Annotated in this window: 19 protein-coding genes; 14 read left to right on the top strand and 5 right to left on the bottom strand. The window is 62.4% G+C overall.

Going from position 1 to position 22,709, the window contains the following annotated elements:
* The first annotated feature begins 57 nt into the window (after positions 1-57).
* From aroQ to aat, 4 genes are read left to right on the top strand one after another with little or no spacing between them, the layout of a single operon-like run.
* A complete protein-coding gene (aroQ, locus tag ASD64_RS16585; RefSeq protein ID WP_056107018.1) occupies positions 58-492 on the top strand; it encodes a type II 3-dehydroquinate dehydratase in 435 nt (144 codons plus the stop codon).
* 27 nt (positions 493-519) lie between these two features.
* Positions 520-987, top strand: coding sequence for an acetyl-CoA carboxylase biotin carboxyl carrier protein (accB, locus tag ASD64_RS16580; RefSeq protein WP_056107016.1), 468 nt, complete (start codon positions 520-522; stop codon positions 985-987).
* 11 nt (positions 988-998) lie between these two features.
* Positions 999-2,342, top strand: a complete 1,344-nt coding sequence (gene accC / locus ASD64_RS16575; protein ID WP_056107014.1) for an acetyl-CoA carboxylase biotin carboxylase subunit — start codon at positions 999-1,001, stop codon at positions 2,340-2,342.
* 10 nt (positions 2,343-2,352) lie between these two features.
* Entirely contained in the window at positions 2,353-2,973 is a 621-nt protein-coding gene (gene aat, locus ASD64_RS16570) for a leucyl/phenylalanyl-tRNA--protein transferase (protein WP_056107012.1), read from the top strand.
* 97 nt (positions 2,974-3,070) lie between these two features.
* Here the strand turns inward: aat and ASD64_RS16565 are convergent, their stop codons facing one another.
* Positions 3,071-3,646 carry a GNAT family N-acetyltransferase gene (locus ASD64_RS16565; RefSeq protein ID WP_056107010.1) on the bottom strand — a complete coding sequence of 192 codons (576 nt, stop codon included), beginning with the start codon at positions 3,644-3,646 and terminating at the stop codon, positions 3,071-3,073.
* Positions 3,647-3,712: 66 nt separating this feature from the next.
* Here ASD64_RS16565 and ASD64_RS16560 point away from each other — a divergent pair, with 66 nt between their 5' ends.
* Together ASD64_RS16560 and ASD64_RS16555 are read left to right on the top strand one after the other, a co-directional pair.
* Complete coding sequence (locus ASD64_RS16560) at positions 3,713-5,077, top strand: DNA polymerase IV (protein ID WP_056107008.1); 1,365 nt, start codon at positions 3,713-3,715, stop codon at positions 5,075-5,077.
* 87 nt (positions 5,078-5,164) lie between these two features.
* Positions 5,165-6,052, top strand: coding sequence for a DMT family transporter (locus ASD64_RS16555; RefSeq protein ID WP_056107006.1), 888 nt, complete (start codon positions 5,165-5,167; stop codon positions 6,050-6,052).
* Positions 6,053-6,070: 18 nt separating this feature from the next.
* Here the strand turns inward: ASD64_RS16555 and ASD64_RS16550 are convergent, their stop codons facing one another.
* The 3 genes from ASD64_RS16550 to ASD64_RS16540 all read right to left on the bottom strand — a co-directional run bounded on the left by ASD64_RS16550 (position 6,071) and on the right by ASD64_RS16540 (position 12,554).
* Complete coding sequence (locus ASD64_RS16550) at positions 6,071-6,871, bottom strand: ion transporter (protein ID WP_056107004.1); 801 nt, start codon at positions 6,869-6,871, stop codon at positions 6,071-6,073.
* A 39-nt stretch (positions 6,872-6,910) separates the two neighbouring features.
* Positions 6,911-10,390: a DNA polymerase III subunit alpha gene (dnaE, locus tag ASD64_RS16545; protein ID WP_244480827.1), complete on the bottom strand. Its 3,480-nt coding sequence runs from the start codon at positions 10,388-10,390 to the stop codon at positions 6,911-6,913.
* Between the two features lie 151 nt (positions 10,391-10,541).
* Entirely contained in the window at positions 10,542-12,554 is a 2,013-nt protein-coding gene (locus ASD64_RS16540; protein ID WP_056107000.1) for an acetyl/propionyl/methylcrotonyl-CoA carboxylase subunit alpha, read from the bottom strand.
* A gap of 197 nt (positions 12,555-12,751) precedes the next feature.
* Between ASD64_RS16540 and ASD64_RS16535 the strand changes: the two genes are divergently transcribed.
* The 4 genes from ASD64_RS16535 (at position 12,752) to ASD64_RS16520 (ending at position 15,727) form a co-directional block, all read left to right on the top strand.
* The gene (locus ASD64_RS16535) at positions 12,752-13,879 is read left to right on the top strand and encodes an S-(hydroxymethyl)glutathione dehydrogenase/class III alcohol dehydrogenase (RefSeq protein WP_056106998.1); all 1,128 of its coding nucleotides are present in this window, start codon (positions 12,752-12,754) and stop codon (positions 13,877-13,879) included.
* Between the two features lie 72 nt (positions 13,880-13,951).
* Complete coding sequence (gfa, locus tag ASD64_RS16530; RefSeq protein ID WP_056106995.1) at positions 13,952-14,521, top strand: S-(hydroxymethyl)glutathione synthase; 570 nt, start codon at positions 13,952-13,954, stop codon at positions 14,519-14,521.
* A 49-nt stretch (positions 14,522-14,570) separates the two neighbouring features.
* The gene (locus ASD64_RS16525) at positions 14,571-15,038 is read left to right on the top strand and encodes a YaiI/YqxD family protein (protein WP_056106992.1); all 468 of its coding nucleotides are present in this window, start codon (positions 14,571-14,573) and stop codon (positions 15,036-15,038) included.
* Between the two features lie 17 nt (positions 15,039-15,055).
* A complete protein-coding gene (locus ASD64_RS16520) occupies positions 15,056-15,727 on the top strand; it encodes a DUF1345 domain-containing protein (RefSeq protein WP_056106990.1) in 672 nt (223 codons plus the stop codon).
* A 19-nt stretch (positions 15,728-15,746) separates the two neighbouring features.
* Here the strand turns inward: ASD64_RS16520 and ASD64_RS16515 are convergent, their stop codons facing one another.
* Positions 15,747-17,888, bottom strand: coding sequence for a GumC family protein (locus ASD64_RS16515; protein WP_056106987.1), 2,142 nt, complete (start codon positions 17,886-17,888; stop codon positions 15,747-15,749).
* A 243-nt stretch (positions 17,889-18,131) separates the two neighbouring features.
* Between ASD64_RS16515 and ASD64_RS16510 the strand changes: the two genes are divergently transcribed.
* The 4 genes from ASD64_RS16510 to ASD64_RS16495 all read left to right on the top strand — a co-directional run bounded on the left by ASD64_RS16510 (position 18,132) and on the right by ASD64_RS16495 (position 22,687).
* Positions 18,132-18,695, top strand: coding sequence for a polysaccharide biosynthesis/export family protein (locus ASD64_RS16510; RefSeq protein WP_056106985.1), 564 nt, complete (start codon positions 18,132-18,134; stop codon positions 18,693-18,695).
* A gap of 4 nt (positions 18,696-18,699) precedes the next feature.
* A complete protein-coding gene (locus ASD64_RS16505) occupies positions 18,700-19,830 on the top strand; it encodes a glycosyltransferase family 4 protein (protein ID WP_056107180.1) in 1,131 nt (376 codons plus the stop codon).
* Between the two features lie 92 nt (positions 19,831-19,922).
* On the top strand, positions 19,923-21,455 hold the full coding sequence (locus tag ASD64_RS16500; RefSeq protein ID WP_056107177.1) for an undecaprenyl-phosphate glucose phosphotransferase: 1,533 nt from the start codon (positions 19,923-19,925) through the stop codon (positions 21,453-21,455).
* Positions 21,452-22,687 carry an O-antigen ligase family protein gene (locus ASD64_RS16495; RefSeq protein ID WP_056106983.1) on the top strand — a complete coding sequence of 412 codons (1,236 nt, stop codon included), beginning with the start codon at positions 21,452-21,454 and terminating at the stop codon, positions 22,685-22,687. The genes ASD64_RS16500 and ASD64_RS16495 overlap by 4 nt, the downstream gene beginning before the upstream one ends.
* The last annotated feature ends 22 nt before the right edge of the window (positions 22,688-22,709 follow it).

The raw sequence follows: 22,709 nt of genomic DNA, 5'->3' as shown, positions 1-22,709 counted from the left end.
CCATTATAGAGGGTCCGGTGCACCGGTTACGGTCGGCGCCGGGAAAGGTCGGCATTTTTGAAAACGATATTCGTTTTAAACGGTCCCAATCTGAATATGCTCGGCAAGCGCGAGCCATCGATCTATGGCACCCAGACCCTGGACGACATCGCTGGCGATTGCCGCAAGGCTGGAGCCGAGCTAGGGCTTGAGGTAGACTTTCGCCAATCCAACCATGAAGGTGCACTCGTCGACTGGATCCAGGAAGCTTCACAGGCGTCGGCGGGCATCGTGCTCAATGCAGGCGCCTATACACACACCTCGATCGCCATCCACGATGCCATAAGGGCGGCCGCGCCGCTGCCCGTGGTCGAGGTGCACCTGTCCAACATTCACGCTCGCGAACCGTTTCGCCACGTCTCGAAGGTAGCACCTCACGCTGTCGGAATGATTTGCGGTTTCGGTCCGCTCGGTTACACCCTGGCGCTGCAGGCGCTGGCCGCGCGGCTATGACCGGCGCTTAAACAAGAAGGCTCAACGATGACTACGAAGAAAAACGGCGTCGACCAGGAACTGATCCGCGATCTGGCGGGCATACTGAACGACACCAACCTGACCGAGATCGAAGTCGAACTCGGCGACTTCAAGGTACGCGTTTCGCGCCAGACGCAGACCGTTCACGCCGCGGTCGCAGCCCCACCGGTCTTCGCGCAGGCGCCTGCGCAGCCGGTTGCACCCGGCGTCCCGGCCCCGGCCGCTCCAGCGGCGGATACGAAGAACGCAGTGCCTTCGCCCATGGTGGGAACCGCCTATCTCGCCGCCTCGCCGGACGCCAAGCCGTTCGTGGAGGTCGGGCAAACGGTCAAGGAAGGCCAGACCTTGCTGATCATCGAGGCGATGAAGACGATGAACCAGATTCCGTCGCCGCGTTCAGGCACCGTCACCGCCATCCTGATCGAGGACGCGCAGCCGGTCGAATACGGCATGCCCCTGGTCGTGATCGAGTAGGCCCGACCGGGATGTTCCAGAAAATCCTCATCGCCAATCGCGGCGAAATCGCGCTCAGGGTGCTTCGCGCCTGCAAGGAACTCGGCATCAAGACGGTTGTGGTGCACTCCACCGCCGATGCCGACGCCATGCATGTGCGGTTGGCCGACGAAAGCGTATGCATCGGGCCGCCGCCTTCTCGCGACAGCTACCTCAACATCCACCAGATTGTCGCCGCCTGCGAAATCACCGGCGCGGACGCCGTACATCCGGGTTACGGATTCCTCTCGGAAAACGCCAAGTTCGCGGACATTCTTGCCGCCCACAACATCACCTTCATCGGCCCCTCCGGCGACCATATCCGCGTCATGGGCGATAAAATCGAGGCCAAGCGTACGGCAAAGCGCCTCGGCATCCCGGTCGTTCCCGGCTCCGACGGTGCGGTCACCGAGGAGAAGGAAGCCAAGCGCATTGCCGCCGAGATCGGCTATCCGGTCATCATCAAGGCTTCCGCCGGCGGCGGCGGGCGCGGCATGAAGGTGGCGCGCACCGAAGATGACCTCGAAATCGCGCTCGCAACAGCGCGCTCCGAGGCGGGCGCCGCTTTCGGCGACGACGCCGTCTACATCGAAAAATACCTGGAAAAGCCGCGTCATATCGAACTGCAGGTGTTCGGTGACGGCGCCGGCCGGGGGGTGCACTTCGGCGAGCGCGATTGCTCGCTGCAGCGCCGCCACCAGAAGGTCTGGGAAGAGGCCAATTCCCCTGCGCTCAACGCCGACCAGCGCGCCAGGATCGGCGACACCTGCGCCAAGGCGATCGCCGAACTCGGCTATTCCGGCGCAGGCACGATCGAATTCCTCTATGAGAATGGCGAGTTCTACTTCATCGAGATGAACACGCGCCTGCAGGTCGAACACCCGGTGACCGAGGCGATCACCGGCATCGATCTTGTCCACGAGCAGATCAGGGTCGCGTCCGGCGGCGGCCTATCGGTCAAGCAGGACGAGATCAAGTTCAACGGCCACGCCATCGAATGCCGCATCAATGCCGAGGACCCGCGTACATTCACGCCCTCGCCCGGCACGATCACGCATTTCCACACGCCTGGCGGCCTCGGCATCCGCGTCGATTCCGGCGTCTATTCCGGCTACAAGATCCCGCCCTATTACGACAGCTTGATCGGCAAGCTGATCGTGCACGGCCGCAACCGGGTCGAGTGCATGATGCGGCTGAGGCGCGCCTTGGACGAGTTCGTCGTGGACGGCATCAAGACCACCCTGCCGCTGTTTCGCGACCTCGTCGGCAATCATGACATCGCCGACGGCGAGTATGATATTCATTGGCTGGAAAAATATCTGGCGGCTGCCGACTAGAACCAAGACGATGACCCGTCCCTTCGCCCCGGGTTTTCGAATACCGACTGACCTTCTGCTGAAGGCCTACGCTTCCGGTGTGTTTCCCATGGCCGAAAGCGCCACGGACCCGGAAGTGTTTTGGGTCCGTCCGGAAACGCGCGGCATCATTCCGCTGGACGCCTTCCACATTCCCAAAAGCCTGGCCAAGGCAGTCCGCAGGAACCTGTTCGACGTCCGCTTCGATTTCGACTTCGAATCTGTCGTCGACGCATGCGCGGAAAAGCGGGAAACACGCGCCTCGACCTGGATCAACGGGCCGATCCGAGAAGCCTATGTGCAACTCCACCGGATGGGGCACTGCCATTCGGTCGAAGCCTGGCGCGACGGCCACCTCGTAGGCGGGCTCTACGGCGTGTCGCTCGGCCGGGTTTTCTTCGGCGAAAGCATGTTCTCGAAGGAAACGGACGCATCGAAGGTCTGCCTCGTTCGACTTGTCGAGCGCCTGAACCGGCAAGGCTTCGCGCTTCTGGACACGCAATTCACGACCGAGCATCTGAAACGCTTCGGCGCCGTCGACGTGCCGCGCGGCAAATACGAGAAAATGCTGGCGCAAGCAATCAAGGGAACGGCGGATTTCAACCCCTCCTGACCGTCCGGGGAGGTTTACCCGAACCCTTTTTGCCCATCGCGGCTGGCAACGCCAGCTTCTGCGCAATCGGGCTGGTGACGCCCAACCAATTGCCGCACTACAAGACCAGCCGAACCAGCGGCCGGCCCGCCTTGCGCTCGATCATGCGCTGGAAACCGGCTTTCTCGAAGACGCGCGTCGAACCGACGAACAGGCCGATCGAACGCGAATCGCGCGACAGGTCCATCGGGCACGCCTCAAGCAGGCGCGCGCCATTGTCGCGGGCAAAATCGATGCCGCCTTCGACAAGTTGGTGCGTGAGACCTTGCCCACGCGCCCTGGTACGCAGGAAGAAGCACGAAATCGCCCATATGGCGGGATTGTCGGCATCGGCCGGCTCCATCGGCGCCGAGCCTCTGCCCGCATTGTTGAACTCGGGCACATCTGCGCGCGGCCCGATCTGCATCCAGCCGACCGCCTTTCCATCCTGAAAGGCAAGCAGGCCGGGCGGCGGGCCGGCCTCGATGCGCGCCTTGATATGGTCCTTGTTGCGCTCGCGGTCGTTCTCGCGCCGCGCCGCCGGCGGGAGCCGGAAATGCGTGCACCAACATCCGTAACAAGCGCCTTGCTTGCCGAACAAATCCTCGAAATCCGGCCACCGCTCGGGCGTAGCCGGCACAATGGTCGTGCTCATGGTCCTCTCCGGCGCCCTACCTTGCCGCTGCCCGCTTCCTGACGTACCATATCGTTTGTTCTCTTTATGTTCGCACCAATGAACACCGCTGTCAACGATCCCGAGCATGGCTTCTGCCGCGACTGCCTGACCCTGCAGGATAGTGCAGCGCGGCGCTGCGAGCGTTGCGGCAGCCCCAGGCTGGCGCGCCACCCCGAATTGTATCGCCTGCACCTCGCCCACATCGATTGCGACGCCTTCTACGCGGCGGTTGAAAAGCGCGACAATCCCGCGCTGAAGGACAAGCCGGTCATCATCGGCGGCGGCAAGCGCGGGGTGGTCTCCACCGCCTGCTACATCGCCCGCATCAGCGGCGTGCGCTCCGCCATGCCGATGTTCAAGGCGCTGGAAGCCTGCCCGGAGGCTATCGTCATCAAACCCGATATGGAAAAATATGTCCGCGTCGGGCGCGAGGTGCGCACCATGATGCAGGCACTGACACCGCTGGTGGAGCCGATCTCCATCGACGAGGCCTTCCTCGACCTGTCCGGCACGGAGCGCCTGCACGGCCTGCCGCCGGCACTGGTGCTGGCGCGCTTTGCACTGGCGATAGAAAAGGAAATCGGCATCAGCGCCTCGGCCGGCCTGTCCTACTGCAAGTTCCTGGCCAAGGTGGCTTCCGACTTCCGCAAGCCGCGCGGCTTTTCGGTCATTGGCGAAGCCGAAGCGGTCGGCTTTCTCGCCGGGCAGCCGGTGACCATGATCTGGGGCGTCGGCAAGGCGTTCGCGGCATCGCTCGAACGCGACGGCATTCGCCTGATCGGCCAGTTGCAGCGCATGGAGCGCACAGATCTCATGCGCCGCTATGGCGTCATGGGCGACCGGCTCTACCGGCTGTCGCGCGGCGAAGACGACCGCCGCGTCAGTGCCGACCGCGATTCCAAGAGCGTGTCGGCCGAAACCACCTTCGATACGGACATTGCCGGACTCGACGATCTTGTGCCGGTGTTGCGGGCACTGTCGGAAAAGGTGTCGGCCAGATTGAAGAAAGCCGGCATCGCCGGCCGCACGGTGGTGTTGAAGCTGAAATCGCAGGATTTCAAGATCCGCACCAGAAACCGGCAACTCGGCGACCCGACGCGCCTTGCCGACCGCATTTTCTCGACCGGCCTCGATCTCATGCGAAAGGAAATCGACGGCACCAGATACCGGCTGCTCGGCATCGGAGTCAGCGACCTTTCCGACGACGACAAGGCCGATCCGCCCGACCTCGTCGATGTCCAGTCGCGCAAGCGCGCGCTGGCCGAGGGCGCCATCGACGCGCTGCGTGACAAGTTCGGCGGCAAGGCGGTCGAGACCGGCTACACCTTCGGCAAGGGACATCGCGGCCGGCCGGCGAGGCCCGACGAGGACGACGAGCCGGAAATCCGCCACCCATGGGAGCGGATTTGACCGACATGCTATGCGCGGCGCGGTCTGGCCCACCGGTTTCAACTGACTAGCGGTTGCGGCATTCCCGACGGGCTGCGAGAAAACGTCATGACGCCCGCCCCCTCCCTGCCCAAAGCCGCCTTCTGGATGGCGCTGTCGATTGCCTCGTTCCTCGGCATGACCGTCTCCGGGCGCGAAACGACCAATGCCCTGAACGTCTTTCAGGTGATGGAACTGCGTTCGCTGGTCGGGCTGCTCATCCTTCTGCCGCTGGTGATGGCCAGCGGCGGTTTTGCCGCGATGCGGACCCAAAGGCCCATGCAGCATGCGGCACGTAACGCCGTCCACTACATGGGCCAGGCCGGCTGGCTCTATGCGCTGACGCTGATACCCCTGGCCGAGCTGGTTTCGATCGAGTTCACCACGCCGATCTGGACGGCGATCCTCGCTGTGATGTTTCTTGGCGAGAAACTGAGCGCCCGCAAGGTCATCGCCATCGCATTCGGTATGCTCGGCGTGCTGATCATCGTGCGCCCCGGCATCGGCGCGATTGCGCCAGGCCACATCGTCGTGCTGTGCGCGGCCGTGAGTTTCGGCATTTCCATGGTGATGGTAAAATCGCTGACCCGGACCGAAAGCGTGGTGCGCATCATCTTCTGGATGCTGGTTATCCAGTCGATCATCGGCCTTGTCCCGGCGCTGATGGAATGGCGCAATCCACCGCTCACGCTATGGCCGTGGATCGTGGCGATCGCCTTCACCGGCATGTCGTCCCACTTCTGCCTCGCCCGGGCACTGACCTACGCCGACGCCACCATCATCTCGCCGATGGATTTCCTGCGCCTGCCGTTTACCGCGCTGGTCGGCTGGCTGATCTACAGCGAAAACCTCGATGCCTTCACCGTTGCAGGCGCCGCCCTGATCCTGCTTGGCAATCTGGTGAACGTGCGCCGGCGCAAAATGAAGCCGGAAGAGGCGGTCGCCGCGGCTCCCTGACGGTCGCCGACCGTCAGGCTATTCTCCATCGTCCGGAATGTTGAGAAGGTTACCGCAGGCCTTGCAGTGAACAGCGTCCGGCTCATGGCGCTGCAATCCGCATTGGGGGCATGGAAAGAACACCTTCGTCGGCCGGAAGATCGCTTGCGCCAGCCGTACGAACAAAGAAATGCCGATGATCATGGTGACGATTGCGGTGAGCTTGCCAGCTACGCCCGGCAAAACGATGTCGCCAAATCCCGTCGTGGTGACGGTGACAACCGTCACATACATCGCGTCGACATAGCCGGCGAATCCGGAACCGTCGCGAAAGAAGAACGTGTAGACGAAGCCGGTGACGACGAAGAGGAAAGTCAGCAGATTGACCACCGCATGGCTGGCGTCGCGCCATGCGCGGAGCCGCCGCATTTCCAGGTGCCGCCACAACGCGCCGCTGCGCGACAGCGACCACAGCCGCAGGATGCGCAGGAAGGCCAGGTTTGCCAGCGCCGTGGGGAAAAGCAGCGTCAGCAGGATGAAACCGTCGATCCACGAGGTCGGCTGCTTGAGAAGCCGCACGACATCGGTGGAAGCCAGCATTCGCCCCACAATGTCGGCGGCGACCAGCGCTGCAACGAGATAGTCGAGCCATAGGAAGGCGGGCGATTCCTGCAGGACCGGCGTAATGATGAAGAAGACGATGATCGCAAGATCGACGATGACGGCAGCGATCTGGAATTTGAACGCCGCTGGCGTGCTGCCGTGATAAAGCTTGCGCAGCCGATCTCTGACATGCTCCAGGGCAGACACGGGCCCGGCGGATTGTTCGCTTCCATCCATCACTTGCGATAGCGCTCCGGCTTCCGACCGTCCAGTGGGCTACACGAGTTCCACCTCGACCACGCCGGGCACGGCGCGCATGGCGGAGGCCACTTGCGGGGAAATGCGGTAGCGATTGGGCAGTTCGATCTCGACCTCACCCTTGCCGTCGTCCTTGATCACCACGAAACTGACCTGCCCCTCGCCCTTCACGGAAAGCTGGCCGGCCAACATGCTGACGGGTGCGGCATCGCGCACGAAGATGCGCAGCGCCTTCTGGATGCGGCTGGCCTCTTCCTCCAGCGACTGCACGGTCTGGATGCGCAGATTGACGCCTTCGGGGCGGTCCTCTGCCGCAACGGTGATGACCATCGACTTGCCGAGTTCAAGCAGGTCGCGATACTGCGCCAGGGTCTCGGAAAACATCACGGCTTCGTACTGGCCGGTGGTGTCGGAAAAGTTCACTACGCCCATCTTGTTTCCGGTGCGGGTCTTGCGCTCCTGTTTCGAGGTCACGGTGCCGGCAAGCCGCCCCGCCGTGGCGCCGCGCTTCACCGCCGCCGAAAACTCGGCCCAGGTCTGCACCCGCATCTTTTCCAGCGCCGCCTTGTATTCGTCGAGCGGATGCGCCGAGAGATAGAAGCCGACGACCTGGAATTCGCGATGCAGGCGGTCGGCCGGCAGCCATGCATCGGTCGCGGGCAGATGCAGCGCCTCGGACTGGGCACCCAGCGAGGCGCCGAAAATATCGGCCTGGCCAAGGGCCGCGTTCTCGTGCGCCAACGCGGCGAGGCCCATCATGCGTTCGACACCGGCCATCATCGCGGCGCGGTCATGGCCGAAGCAATCCAGCGCGCCCGCCGTGATCAGGCTTTCGAAGACACGCTTGCCCACCACCTTGGGGTCGATGCGCTCGCAGAAATCGGCAAGGCTCTTGAACTGGCCTTCCTTGCGCTTTTCCGCGATGTGCTCGACCGCCGCATCGCCGACGCCTTTCAGCGCCGCCAGCGAATAGAAGATGCGATTTTCGCCTACCTCGAAATCGCGGTAGCTGGAGAGCACCGAGGGCGCCACCACATCGATGTCGAGCCGCAGCGCATCTTGGCGGAAGTCCGCCAGCTTGTCGGTGTTGCCCATGTCGAGCGTCATCGAGGCGGCGAGGAACTCGACCGGATAGTGCGCCTTGAGATAGGCGGTCTGGTAGGAAACCACCGCATAGGCGGCGGCGTGCGATTTGTTGAAGCCGTAGTCGGCGAACTTGGCCAGAAGGTCGAAGATGAAATCGGCCTGCGGCTTGGTCACGCCGCGCTCGACCGATCCGGTGACGAAGCGCTCGCGCTGCTTGTCCATCTCGGCGCGGATCTTCTTGCCCATGGCCCGGCGCAGAAGGTCGGCTTCGCCCAGCGAGTAGCCCGCCAGTTCCTGGGCGATCTGCATCACCTGTTCCTGATAGACGATGACGCCTTGCGTCTCCTTCACCAGATGATCGATCTTTGGATGGATTGAGGCGGTCTCCTCCTCGCCGTGCTTTCTGGCGTTGTATGTGGGAATATTTTCCATCGGGCCGGGACGATAGAGGGCCACCAGAGCAATGATGTCCTCGATGCAGTCCGGCTTCATGCCGAGCAGCGCCTTGCGCATGCCGGCGCTTTCAACCTGGAACACGCCGACGACCTCGCCGCGCGACAGCATGGCGTAAGTTTTCTCGTCATCGAGCGGGATATGCGCCAGATCGATATCGATGCCGCGCCGGGCGATCAGTTTCACGGCAGTGTTGAGCACCGTCAGCGTCTTGAGGCCGAGAAAGTCGAACTTCACCAACCCGGCCTGCTCGACATACTTCATGTTGAACTGGGTGACCGGCATGTCCGAGCGTGGATCGCGGTACATCGGCACCAGTTCCGACAGCGGCCGGTCGCCGATGACGATGCCGGCGGCATGCGTGGAAGCATGGCGATAAAGCCCTTCAAGCTTCTGCGCCATGTCGAGCAGCGTCTGCACGATCGGCTCTTTCTCCACCTCTTCGGCAAAGCGCGGCTCATTGGCGATCGCCTCGGCAAGCTTGACGGGGTTGGCCGGGTTCTGCGGCACCATCTTGCACAACCGGTCGACCTGCCCGTAGGGCATCTGCAGCACCCGCCCGACGTCGCGCAGCACGGCGCGCGCCTGCAGCGTTCCGAAGGTGATGATCTGGCCGACCTGATCGCGGCCATACTTGCCCTGCACGTAGCGGATCACCTCTTCGCGGCGGTCCTGGCAGAAATCGATGTCGAAGTCGGGCATCGACACGCGCTCGGGGTTGAGGAAGCGTTCGAACAGCAGGGAAAAGCGCAAGGGGTCGATATCGGTGATGGTCAGCGCATAGGCAACGAGAGAGCCTGCGCCCGAGCCGCGCCCCGGCCCGACCGGAATGCCTTGGGCCTTCGCCCATTTGATGAAGTCCGACACGATGAGGAAGTAGCCGGGGAACTTCATGCGCTCGATGATGCCGAGCTCGAACTCCAGCCTCTCCTTGTAGTCTTCGACCGAATGGCCCGTGGTCGCCCCATGCGCCGCAAGCCGGTGATCGAGCCCTTCCCTGGCCTGACGCCTCAATTCTTCCGCCTCGGCCTTTTCGGCGGCCTCCGGGTCGGCAACGCCGGCACCGGCGAAACGCGGCAGGATCGGCTTGTGCGTCTTCGGATAGAAGGAGCAGCGCTGGGCGATCTCGACGGTATTGTCGAGGGCTTCCGGCAGGTCGGCGAAAAGCGTCGCCATTTCCGCCTGGCTCCGGAGAAAATTGTCGGGCGACAGCCGGCGGCGGTTGTCGGCGGCGACGACAGAACTTTCGGCAATGGCGATCAGCGCGTCATGCGCTTCATAGTCCTCGCGCGACGAGAAGAAAGCTTCATTGGTGGCAACAAGCGGCAGTTCATGCCGATAGGCAAGTTCGATCGTTGCCTTCTCGATGCCGCGGTCGTAGCCGATTGTGCGCTGCAATTCGACATAGAGCCGGTCGCCGAACAGCGCTTTCAAGGCCGACAGCCGGCTCTCGGCCAGGTCGCGCCGGTCTGCCCTGAGCGCGACCCCTATCGGACCGCGCGGGCCGCCGGTCAGGCAGATAATGCCGTCGCAATTACCGGCCAGCATGTCGGTGGTCAGGTGAACCGCCTCGCCCGCCAGCGTTTCGAGATAGATGCGGCTATCCAGCCTGACCAGGTTGCGGTAGCCGGCCTCGTTGGCGGCGATCAGTACGACGGGGGATGTCTCCGGCCCCAGTCGGCGGCGGTCGCGCTGGCCATCGGCATTCTCGCCGGAGAAAGCCAGGTCGATCTGACAGCCAATGATCGGTTGGATGCCGTCCTTGACCGCCTTCTGGGCGAATTCGAGCGCGCCGAACAGATTGTTGGTATCGGTGACCGCGATGGCCGGGCTTTCGTCCTTGAGCGCGTGGCCGACGATCTTGCCGAGTTGCAAGGCGCCCTCAAGCAGCGAATAGGCCGAGTGGACGCGCAGATGGATAAACATGCGCGGGGACGCTTCCGGCCGCGCCTGCCGCATCGCCGCTTCCCGCTTCAGCGGATCGCGTGGAAGTCTGTCATCCGCCATGTCGTTCGCGCCGCCTGAAAGGACTCAACTCCGCCCAGATGTATTGTCCCGGTCGAAGCGATGCGAGTCCAGCCGCGATGAGTTCACAACTACGGCTTTCGTCTCACGCAAACTCCATGATCACGGCATCGACCGCCAGACTGTCGCCCGGCTTGGCCTTGAGCTTTGCCACGATGAGGTCGCGCTCGGCCCGAAGCACATTTTCCATCTTCATCGCCTCGACCACGGCCAGCGTGTCGCCAGCCTTGACCTCCTGCCCTTCGGCAACGGCGATGGAGACGACCAGCCCCGGCATCGGGCAAAGCAGCATCATCGAGGTGTCCGGCGGCAGCTTTTCCGGCATCAGCTTCTCAAGTTCGGCCGTGCGCGGCAGCATCGCCCGCGCCGTTACCGACATGCCCTTCCACGCCAGCTTCATGCCGTTGGGCACCGGCCGCAGTTGGGCTGAGATTTTGCGCCCGCCCACCGTGCCGTGCCAGACCGGATCGCCGGGGCGCCAGTCGGACGCAACGGTCAACGGTTCGCCGCCTTCGATCGACAGATCGATCTCCATCGGCACCGAAATCATGCCTTCAAGAATGGCGGCTGAAATGTAGTCCTCGCCAATCTTGACCACCCAGTCGCGCTTGAGCGCGCCGGAGTGCGGGGCAAGACGTCCGCCCAGCCGGTCCAACCGGTCACGCCGCAACAACTCGACCGCGAGAGCGACGGAGCCAAGCACCGCCCTTTCCTCGGCATCGGGCGAGATGGGGGCGAAGCCATCCGGGTATTCCTCGGCGATGAAGCCGGTCGACAGCCGCCCTTCCCGCCAACGCGGGTGCTGCATCAGCGCCGACAGGAACGGGATATTGTGTTCGATGCCGTCGACGACGAAATTGTCGAGCGCATCCGACATCGCGTCGATCGCCTCGATGCGGGTCGGCGCCCAGGTGCACAATTTGGCGATCATCGGATCGTAGAACATCGAAATCTCGGCGCCGTCGGTGACCCCGGTGTCGTTGCGGATGACGATATCGCCGAACCTGCCTTCTTCCGGCGGCTGGTAGCGCGTCAGCCGGCCGATCGACGGCAGGAAGTTGCGGTAAGGGTCTTCCGCATAAAGGCGGCTTTCCACCGCCCAGCCGTTGAGCTTCACATCGCTCTGCTTGATGGCGAGTTTCTCGCCAGCCGCAACGCGGATCATCTGTTCGACCAGGTCGATGCCGGTCACGAGTTCCGTCACCGGATGCTCGACCTGCAAACGCGTATTCATTTCAAGGAAGTAGAAGTTCTTGTCGTGGTCGACGATGAATTCGACGGTGCCGGCGCTCTGGTATTCGACGGCCTTGGCAAGCGCCACCGATTGCTCGCCCATCGCCTGCCGGGTTTTCCCGTCCAGAAAGGGCGACGGCGCTTCCTCGGCAACCTTCTGGTTGCGGCGCTGGATCGAACATTCACGTTCGCCGAGATAGACGGCATTGCCGTGGCCGTCGGCGAGCACCTGGATTTCTATGTGGCGCGGATCAACCACGAATTTCTCGATGAACACGCGCTCGTCGCCGAACGAACTTTTGGCCTCCGAGCGCGCCCGGTCGAAACCGTCGCGCACCTCGGCTTCAGACCATGCAATGCGCATGCCCTTGCCGCCGCCGCCGGCAGACGCCTTGATCATCACCGGATAGCCGACCTCGCCGGCAATCTTTTCGGCGTGATCGGCGGTCTCGATGACGCCCAGAAAGCCCGGCACCGTGGAAACCTTGGCGGCATTGGCGAATTTCTTCGACTCGATCTTGTCGCCCATCGCCCGGATGGCCTTCGGCTTAGGCCCGATGAAGACGATGCCCTCCGCCTCCAGCGCCTCGCAGAAACTGGCACGCTCGGAAAGGAAACCATAGCCCGGATGGACCGCCTCGGCTCCGGTCTGCTTGCAGGCCGCGATGATCTTTTCGGGGACGAGGTAGCTTTGTGCGGCGGCGGCGGGACCGATATGCACAGCTTCGTCCGCCATTTCGACGTGGACGGCGTTGCGGTCGGCGTCGGAATAGACAGCCACGGTTGCGATGCCCATTTTCCTCGCCGTCTTGATGACACGGCAGGCGATCTCGCCGCGATTGGCGATCAGGATCTTCTTGAACATAGGCTTACGGGTCCCTCGGATTGCGGTCTCTTTTATGGACTTCATTCGACCTGCTCAAGCCGACAAAGGTTTAAACCGGCGTCGCAAGGCGCGCTTTTCCTCGTAGACAACTAAGTTGCCTTGCGTCCTGCGCAAGGCCTGCTAGCTTGGCGGCCAATCCGGACATACAATCTGAAATTGCCTTGGAGGGCCTGCCTATGAAAACCCGTGCCGCTGTTGCTGTCGCTGCCGGAAAGCCGCTGGAGATCATGGAGGTCGACCTCGAAGGTCCGCGCGAGGGCGAGGTTCTGGTCGAGGTGAAGGCAACCGGCATCTGCCATACGGACGAGTTCACGCTGTCGGGCGCCGATCCGGAAGGCATCTTCCCGGCCATCCTCGGCCATGAGGGCGCCGGTGTCGTCGTCGATGTCGGCAAAGGCGTGACCAGCGTCAAGAAGGGTGATCACGTCATTCCTCTCTACACGCCGGAATGCCGCTCGTGCCCGTCATGTCTCAGCCAGAAGACCAATCTGTGCACGGCAATCCGCGCCACGCAGGGCCAGGGCCTGATGCCGGACGGCAGCTCGCGGTTCTCGATCGGCAAGGACAAGCTGTTCCACTATATGGGCTGCTCGACCTTCTCAAATTTCACCGTGCTGCCGGAGATCGCGGTGGCCAAGGTCAACCCGGACGCTCCATTCGACAAGATCTGCTACATCGGCTGCGGCGTCACCACAGGCATCGGTGCGGTCATCAACACCGCCAAGGTCGAGATCGGCGCAACAGCTATCGTCTTCGGACTGGGCGGCATCGGCCTGAACGTGATCCAGGGCCTGCGTCTCGCCGGCGCCGACATGATTATCGGTGTCGACCTCAACAACGACAAGAAGGCATGGGGCGAACGCTTCGGCATGACGCATTTCGTCAACCCGAAGGAGGTTGACGGCGACATCGTGCCATATCTGGTCAACATGACCAAGCGTGGCGCCGACCAGATCGGCGGTGCCGACTACACGTTCGACTGCACCGGCAACACCAAGGTGATGCGCCAGGCGCTTGAATCTTCGCACCGTGGCTGGGGCAAGTCGGTCGTCATCGGGGTGGCCGGTGCCGGCCAGGAAATCTCGACCCGGCCGTTCCAACTCGTCACCGGCCGCACCTGGATGGGCACCGCATTCGGCGGCGCGCGCGGCCGCACCGACGTGCCGAAGATCGTCGACTGGTACATGGACGGCAAGATCCAGATCGACCCGATGATCACCCACACGCTGAAGCTCGAAGACATCAACAAGGGCTTCGACCTGATGCATGCCGGCGAATCCATCAGAAGCGTCGTGGTTTTCTGAGTAAGGAAAGGGAAAAGCCGCCGACCGCAGGGCCAGCGACTTCACGTTGAAGGTTCAACAGGGGAGGAAAGCATGCCTGAAAAACTACATCCCGGTATCGACAAGGGATTGCCCAAGAAGAGCGCCAAATTCAAAGGTGGAACGCTCGTCTGCGCTTGCGTGAACAACCCGGTGACTGTCGAAATCACCGGCCAGATCGCGCACAACCATGTCTGCGGCTGCACCAAATGCTGGAAGCCGGGCGGCGCGCTGTTCTCGGTGGTCGCTGTGGTGCCCACCGAAAACGTCAAGGTCACCGCCAGCAAGAGCAAACTCAAGGTGGTCGACAAGAAAGCGCTGATCCAGCGCCATGCCTGCCGGGCCTGCGGCGTCCACATGTACGGGCCGGTCGAGCGCGACCATCCGTTCCAGGGCCTGTCATTCGTCCATCCGGAGCGGTTCCAGGAAACCGGCTGGGAGCCGCCGGGGTTCGCGGCCTTTGTCTCTTCCATCATCGAGGCAGGCGTACAGCCGGCCAAGATGAAAGGCATCCGCAACCAGTTGAAGAAGATTGGCCTGGAACCCTACGATTGCCTGTCGCCCGGTCTTATGGACTATATCGCTACATGGACGGCCAAGAAGTCCGGCGTGCTGCCGGCATAGGCCGAATCATGGCCGGGCGCCAAACGCCCGGCCCCTGCATCGAGTAACAATGACGCCACCCATCATCCTCGTCGATGCCGACGCCTGCCCCGTCAAGGCGGAGGTCGTCAAAGTGGCTGAACGCCTTGGCGTAGCGGTCACTTTCGTATCGAACGGCGGCATGCGCCCTTCCCGCGACCCGATGATCCGCCACGTCGTGGTTTCCAAGGGCGCTGACGCGGCTGACGACTGGATCGTGGAAAATGCGAAACCGAACGACGTCGTGATCACGGCGGATATTCCGCTGGCTGCACGAGCGGTAGCACTCGGCGCGCATGTGCTGGGGCCAACCGGTCGACCTTTCACGCCCGAAACCATAGGCATGGCTGTCGCCATGCGCGATCTCAAGCAGCATCTGCGTGAAACCGGCGAGAGCAAGGGTTACAATTCGGCATTCACGCCGCAAGACCGCTCGCGTTTTCTTGGCGAACTCGACCGCATTCTGCGGCGCGCCGTAAAGTCCGTGCAAGAGCCGTAACCGGACCTGACCGACCGATGGCCATCACCAAATTCCCGATGCACAGACATGTTCAGTTCGCCGCATCGGCGCTGGTCGGCATTGTTGCGCTGGCGGTGGCGCTGTTCGTTGCCGCACCGATTGCTTATTCCATCGGCGCCAACGCCTTCTTCGCCGCCTACATCGCGCTGGTCCTGGCACAAATGCCGCAACTGACGCCGGGCTATCTGCGCAAGAACGCCGACGCGACAGACCAGCCGGTGATCGTGATATTCATGGTGACCTTGATCGTCGTTGCCGTGGCCATCGGCTCGCTTTTCCAGATCATCAATTCCAAGGACAGCCCCCATGCATGGGAACTGGTCTTCGCTCTGCTTTCCGTCCCGCTCGGGTGGTTCACGATCCATGCCATGGCTGCGATGCATTATGCGCACATCTACTGGAAGGACGACGAAAGGGGCACCGGAAAAGGAGAAGGCAAGCAAGGGCCTCCAATCGGCGGACTGGATTTCGCAGGCGCCAAGCGCCCGGAAGGCTGGGATTTCCTCTATTTCGCAACCGTCATCGGCATGACGGCGCAGACAGCCGACACCGGCATCACCACAACGCAGATGCGCCGCGTCGTGCTGGTGCATTCGATCGTGTCGTTCTTCTTCAACACCGTGATCGTGGCAGCAGCGGTGAACCTTGCGGTCAGCCTCGGGGACTGACGAGGCAGAACGGGGCTTGTCAGGCAGCGGATTTGCCAGGCAACGGCGCACCGGGCGTATCGTGGCCAGCCGGCGTCACCAAAATCACGTCGGGGTAGCCGTTTTCGATCAGTTTGACGGTCGCTTCAACCACGCTGTCGGCAACTTCCAGCACGCTCACGAAGACCACTGTGTCCTCCCCATTCAGGCGACGGATGCCTTGCGCATCGGTCGGCCCGCATTCCACCACGACAAGATCGTAAGCGGTGGTCAGGGACTGCATGATGATCGGCAGACGGTCAGCGGCCCGCATCGCGCGAACCGGATCGGCAGTGCCCACCGGGATGACATGGCAATCCGAATATTGGTCGGGGTGGATCACGTCGCTGAACTGCGCTTCCGACGCGAGCAGATTGGTGATCCCGGGAAACACGCCGCTCTCCAGCATGGCGCGCGATGCAGCCCCTGAGGCTGTCAGATCGAGAAGGATCACGCGCAGGCCGGCATCGGAGACCTCACGGGCGACCAGAATTGAACTCGCCGCCGCCTCATCGCCTTCAGGCGAAATGAAGATGGCACGGCCAGCCCCCCCCGCGATCAGTTTCTCGGCCGCCTTCTCGATGTCGATCTCGCCCAGATTTGGGCGCGAAGGGGCGACGATGTCCTCGACGACCGCCGCATCTGTGGTGGCGGCGACCAGCCGCGCTTCGGCAATATCATCGGCGGCGACGCGCACTGGCGGCGGCATCTCAATCTGCTCGACATGATCCGGCCTGGCGCCGACGGCTGGCCGCATGGCACGCCCGGAGAACAATTCGATCAAAAGCGCCACAACCGCAGCCAACAGAAGCGACCCGACGAAGGCTGCCCCGGCGATCGGCACGATCTTCGGGAAATAAGGCTCGGAGGGTAGCGTGGCGCGCGAGAACACACGTGCATCCACCGGCAAATAGTTGCGGTCCTGGCGCGACGAAGCCTCGCGATAGCGTGTTAGGTAGGATTCCAGAAGTTGACGCTGGGCTGTTGCCTCGCGCTCCAGTGCGTTGAGTTCCACTTCCTGCTCGCCGGCGCGTGCGGACTGCGCCTTCAGCTTGTTCACGTCGGCCACGAGTTGAGCTTCCCTCGCCTGCGCGGTCTCAGCCTCGGTGATCAGCGCCGCCATCACCTTCTCGGCCTCGACGCGAATCTGCCGGTCGAGATCCGCAAGTTGCGAGCGCAAGGCGCGGATACGCGGATGATTGTCGAGCAAGGTGGTCGACAGGTCGGCGATGTCCGATTTTAGTTGCAACTGACGTTCGCGCAGCCGCTGGATCAGGCTGGAAGACAGCACTTCCGGGATGGCATCCAGAGAGCCCCCGCCCTGCAGGGCCTTGCGCACGCTTTCGGCTGTCGCTTCGGATGCGGCCCTGCCGGCGCGGATACGCGACAATTCGCTGGAAAGCTCGGAAAGCTGCTGCGTTGCCAGAAATGAATTGTTCTGGCCGAGAAGCAGACCGGATTGGCTGCGATAGTCGGCAACCTTGGCTTCGGCCTCCTTGACCCGCCTGGACAGGTCTTCGATCTCCGGCGCAAGCCAGTCCGTGGCGGCGGAATTCGATTCCAGCTTGGCGCTGCCTTGGGCAGCGATATAGGTGTCGGCGATGGCGTTCGGGATTTCTTGCGCCAGCCTGGGGTCTTGCGAAGAAAACTCGATGACGATAACGCGAGACTTTTCAACGCGGTAGACGTTGATCTTTTCGCGCATGGACTTCAACACGCGCTCTTCGGCAGGAATCTCGCCGGGGTCGCTCTTCAAGCCCGCAACGACCAGCAAACGGCCGAGAAAAGACATGTCGGCAGCGGCATCGAACTCCGGCAGCTTGGCGAGGCCGAGCTTGGCCGCCACCTGTTTGAGGATGTCGGTGGAGGAAATCACCTCGACCTGACTGGTCACGCCTTCCTCGTCGAGGATCGGCCGGTCGCCTTCGGCCGTGTCCGGCCGTGTGAACACCGACTCCCGCGTTTCGATCAGCAGGCGCGTCTCGGACTTGTATTTCGGTGTCGCGGTCCAGGCGAACGCCAGCGCCAGCGCGGTCACGACCAGGGCCACGCCCAAAATGCGCAACCAGTTCCCGGCCAGGCTGGCGAAGAGCTGCCTCAAATCGACATCGATGTCGGCGGCTGCCGACTGTGCACCTGACATGCGCCCTACTCCGGAAAACGGGTCGGATCACACCGTAAACAGATATGGTAACCCACCGGTTAAAACGCGATTAAGACTTGATTACGTGCCCCGCGCGAACCGCGGCCAGAGAACCACTTCCGAGGCCGAAAGCCTGCATGGAACGCACGCCCTTTACCGGCCATTAACCCTAACGGGAGGATAACGGGCGCGATCCTCAAGGCTCGCCATTGGCGGCGATGAATCGAAGGTACGCATCCGGCCATGAAAAGCCTCGCCGTCTTGTTCAGCGCTTTTGTTGCCGCGTCGGTGTTGACTGGCTGCTCCAGCTACAGGCCGACGCCGGCCGCCTTCCACGAAGTGCTTGACCAGCCCTATCGCCTGGGCGCCGGCGACCGCATCAGGGTCACCGTGTTCGAACAGGAAGGCCTGACCAACACCTACAGCGTAGACCAGTCCGGCTATATCTCCTTCCCCCTTGTGGGAGCGGTTCCTGCGCGTGGCCACACCGCGCAACAACTGGAGGCGGCAATCGCCGCAAAATTGCGCCAAGGCTACCTGCGCGACCCTGACGTCTCCATCGAGATGGACCGCTACCGTCCGATCTTCGTCATGGGTGAAGTCGGCGCAGCCGGCCAGTATTCCTACGTTCCCGGCCTGACGGTGCAAAAGTCGATTGCCATTGCCGGCGGCTTTTCTCCGCGAGCCAATCAGGAAAGCGTCGACATCACGCGCGACATCAACGGCAAGGTCATCACCGGGCGGGTGCGCACCTCCGATCCGCTGATGCCGGGCGACACCGTATATGTTCGCGAAAGGCTGTTCTGACGACGTGTCGAACCAGTTGCGGATCGTTCACTGCTTTCGTTCACCCATCGGCGGAATATTCCGCCATGTGCGCGACCTTACCGACGCACAGATCGCGGCCGGACACGCGGTCGGCATCGTGTGCGATTCCACCACGGGCGGGGAATTCGAGGAGCGCCTGTTCAACGTGATGGGCAGCAAGCTTGCTCTGGGCATCCATCGCACGCCGATGCAGCGCCACATCGGCCCGGGCGACGTCGCGTCCGCCTGGCGAACTTACAGGATCATCAAGGAATTGCAGCCGGACGTGCTCCATGGGCACGGCGCCAAGGGTGGAGCCTACGCGCGTCTGTTCGGCTCATTGTTGCGGGTTTCAAGGTCTTGCGTGGCCCGCCTTTATTCTCCCCACGGCGGGAGCCTTCACTATGACGAAGGAACGCTGACAGGCAAAATCTTCTTCGCCATCGAACGCCTGATGGGCCGCTTCACCGACCATCTGCTTTTCGTTTCCGAATATGAGCGGCGTGCCTATCGAAAGAAGGTCGGGGAACCGAAAGTCCCAAACAGCCTGGTCTATAACGGCCTGCGGACTTCCGAATTCGAGCCGGTCGCCGCAGGCGGCGACGCCGCCGATCTTCTCTACATCGGCATGATGCGCGACCTCAAAGGACCCGATATCTTCATCGATGCGATCACAAGAGCCGAAAAGGCGCTCGCACGCAACCTGCGCGCCGTCATGGTCGGAGCAGGCGACGATCTTCCAAGCTACCGCGCCCAGGCCAAGCGGCTTGGCCTGGGCGACCGCATTGAGTTTCTGGAACCAATGCCGGCCCGGAAAGCCTTTGCGCTGGCGCATCTTGTCGTCGTTCCTTCACGAGCCGAAGCAATGCCCTACATCGTGCTGGAAACGCTTGCTGCGGGCAAGCCGATGATTGCCACCGCGGTCGGCGGCATTCCCGAGATTTTCGGATCGGGCTCGCCTGCCCTGGTCGAACCGGATCCTGTCGAACTTGGCAACAAGATGGTCGCCGCATTGACCGACCTGGCCGCTTATCGGGACACCATGCCGAACGGCAGCGGCCTCAAGGCGCGTTTCGGCGCCGATGTCATGGCACGCGAAATCGAAAAAGCCTATTTCGCGGCGCTTGGCCGTTAACTTTACCTGGCGGAAAGTGCGAATCTCGCCGCCACTCAAGGCTTTTTTAGCTCTCCTCGACTATGTAGCCTGTGGAACCGACAGGCTATCAGATGACCGGAATTGATCCCGCCCGCTTCTCCGCCGATGCGGTGCGCAAGTTCGAAAGCTCGGACGGCGGCGGCAAACCCGGCGGACTGAACGAGGTCGCCCGGCACGTCGCCGCGCAGTACCGCCGCGACACCATGTCTCCGGTCATGGTCAGCGGTGTCCTGCGCATCGTCGAATTCGCCGTGCTGTTTGTGTCCGGCATCGCCGTCTATTGCTTTTATCTCGGCCCCTTCACCCACCTCCCCTGGCAATATCCGCTGGTGCTCGCGACAGCATCCCTGCTCGCCGTCACCCTTCTGGAATTGACCGACTGCTATCTGGTGTCGGCGCTGATGCGTCCTGTCGCTTCCTTCACGCGGATCCTGACGATTTGGGCGGGAACCTTCGCGCTGATGGCGCTGACCGGCTTCATGCTCAAGGTGACGGAAGACTATTCGCGCATGCTGTTCGGCATCTGGTTCGTCGTCGGCTTCATCTGCATTTTCGGCCTGCGTCTCGTTATGGCAGGGCTGATCCGCCGCTGGGCGCGCGACGGGCGCATGGAACGCCGGGCGGTTATCGTCGGCGGCGGCGAGGTCACCGAACAGCTGATCCGTTCTGTCGAGAAGCAACCTTACAACGACATCCGCATCTGCGGAATTTTCGACGACCGCGACGACAAGCGCTCCCCGCCGATCGTCGCCGGCTACCCCAAGCTGGGAACAGTGTCGGAATTGATCGAATTTGCGCGCATCGCACGCATCGACATGCTGATCGTATCGCTGCCGATCACGGCCGAACGGCGCGTTCTCCAGCTTCTCAAGAAGCTATGGGTGCTGCCGGTGGACATCCGCCTGTCCGCCCATTCCAGTGCCCTGCAGTTCCGGCCGCGCTCCTATTCCTACATCGGCGCTGTGCCGATGCTCGATGTTTTCGACAAGCCCATCAATGACTGGGATTCGGTCGCCAAACGCGCATTCGACATCGTCTTCAGCCTGATCGGCATCGTCGTCTTTTCCCCGGTCATGCTGGCCGCGGCCATCGCCATCAAGCTCGATTCCAAAGGGCCGGTGCTGTTCAAGCAGAAGCGCCACGGCTTCAACAATGAGGTCATCGAAGTTTACAAGTTCCGGTCCATGTATACGGAGCAGTCCGACCCGACGGCGAAGAAAACGGTCACAAGGAACGACCCGCGCGTCACCCGCGTCGGCCGCTTCATCCGGAAAGCTTCGATCGACGAACTGCCGCAGTTTTTCAATGCCCTGTTCGGCTCGCTGTCTCTCGTCGGGCCCCGCCCGCATGCGGTCGCCGCCCAATCCCACAACATGCTCTACAACGAAGTGGTCGACGGCTACTTCGCCCGCCACAAGGTCAAGCCCGGCGTCACCGGATGGGCGCAGATCAACGGCTGGCGCGGCGAGATGGACACCAACGAGAAAATCCGCATGCGCACCGAATACGACCTCTTCTACATCGAGAACTGGTCGCTGCTGTTCGATCTCAAGATCCTGCTGCTGACGCCGATCCGGCTGCTCGACACGGAAAACGCCTATTGAGCGCGCTGGCGCATTACCTGCCCGCCGAGGCGATCAACGCCAAGTTGATCGCCCTGATTGCCGCTGGAGCCATATTCCTCGGTATATTCCTGTCAGGCTTCGTCATTCGCGAGCCCGCTCCCTATGACATCTACATGGTCGGGCTGATCGCGGTTTGGGCCCTGTTCGGCCTCAGGATATCGCGTGCGGCGTCACCGTTGCTCGTCCTGCTTATCATGTTCAATGTTGGCGGCCTGATCGCCATGACGCAGATGGCGGACCTGATGGAAACGCCGCTTTACCTGGCGGTTTCGCTGTTCCTCGCCTTCACTGCCATTTTCTACGCCGCGGTGCTGGAGGCACGGCCCGACACCTACCGGCTGATATTCTTCGCTTATGTTGCGTCGGCCATCGTGACCTCATTGCTGGGCATCGCCGGCTATTTTCACGCTTTTCCGGGCGCCGACATTTTCACCAGATACGACCGGGCCGCCGGGGCCTTCCAGGATCCAAACGTATTTGGCCCATTCCTGGCCCTGCCGGGCATCTACCTGCTTTACTTGCTATTGACCGGACCCGTGTCGCGAATGCCGCTATTGGCCGTGCCGTTGCTGATCATTGTCGGCGGCATCTTCTTTTCGTTTTCGCGCGGTGCCTGGGGCCTGTTCGCCGTAGCCGCGATCCTGCTCACCGGCGCCCTGTTCCTGCAAAGCCTGAGCGGCCGGTTTCGGTTGCGTATCGTGGTCATGACCCTGGCGGCGATGGCGCTGTTGATCCTGGCCATGATCGTCATCATTCAGATACCGGGCGTCTCGGACATGCTGTCCAACCGGGCCAAGCTGGCGCAGGATTACGATTCCGCCCGCCTCGGCCGCTTCGCCCGTTATGCCATCGGTTTTCAGTTAGCCCTGGAGCGTCCGCTTGGCATCGGTCCGCTGGTATTCGGCAAAATCTATGGCGAAGACACCCATGACATCTGGCTGAAGGCTTTGATGGACTATGGCTGGCTGGGCTTCGTGTCCTATCTGACGCTGACCCTGTGGACTGTCGCCGCCGGCTTTCGCCTGCTTTTGCGCGACCGTCCCTGGCAGCCTTACGTGCTGTGCGCCTATGTCGTCTATATCGGCCATATCGGACTCGGCACCTTCATCGATACCGATCATTGGCGCCATTTCTATCTCCTGCTCGGGCTGATCTGGGGCGGCATCGCCCTTGAATACCGCTACCAGCGGCAGGCGCGCCTGCAAGGCTGAGCTAATGCACGTCGCCCGAAAA

This window comes from Mesorhizobium sp. Root157 (assembly GCF_001427385.1).
Classification (GTDB): Bacteria; Pseudomonadota; Alphaproteobacteria; order Rhizobiales; family Rhizobiaceae; genus Mesorhizobium.
Note: the sequence above shows the minus strand (reverse complement) of the source record. Positions and strands in the feature narration are given on the sequence as shown.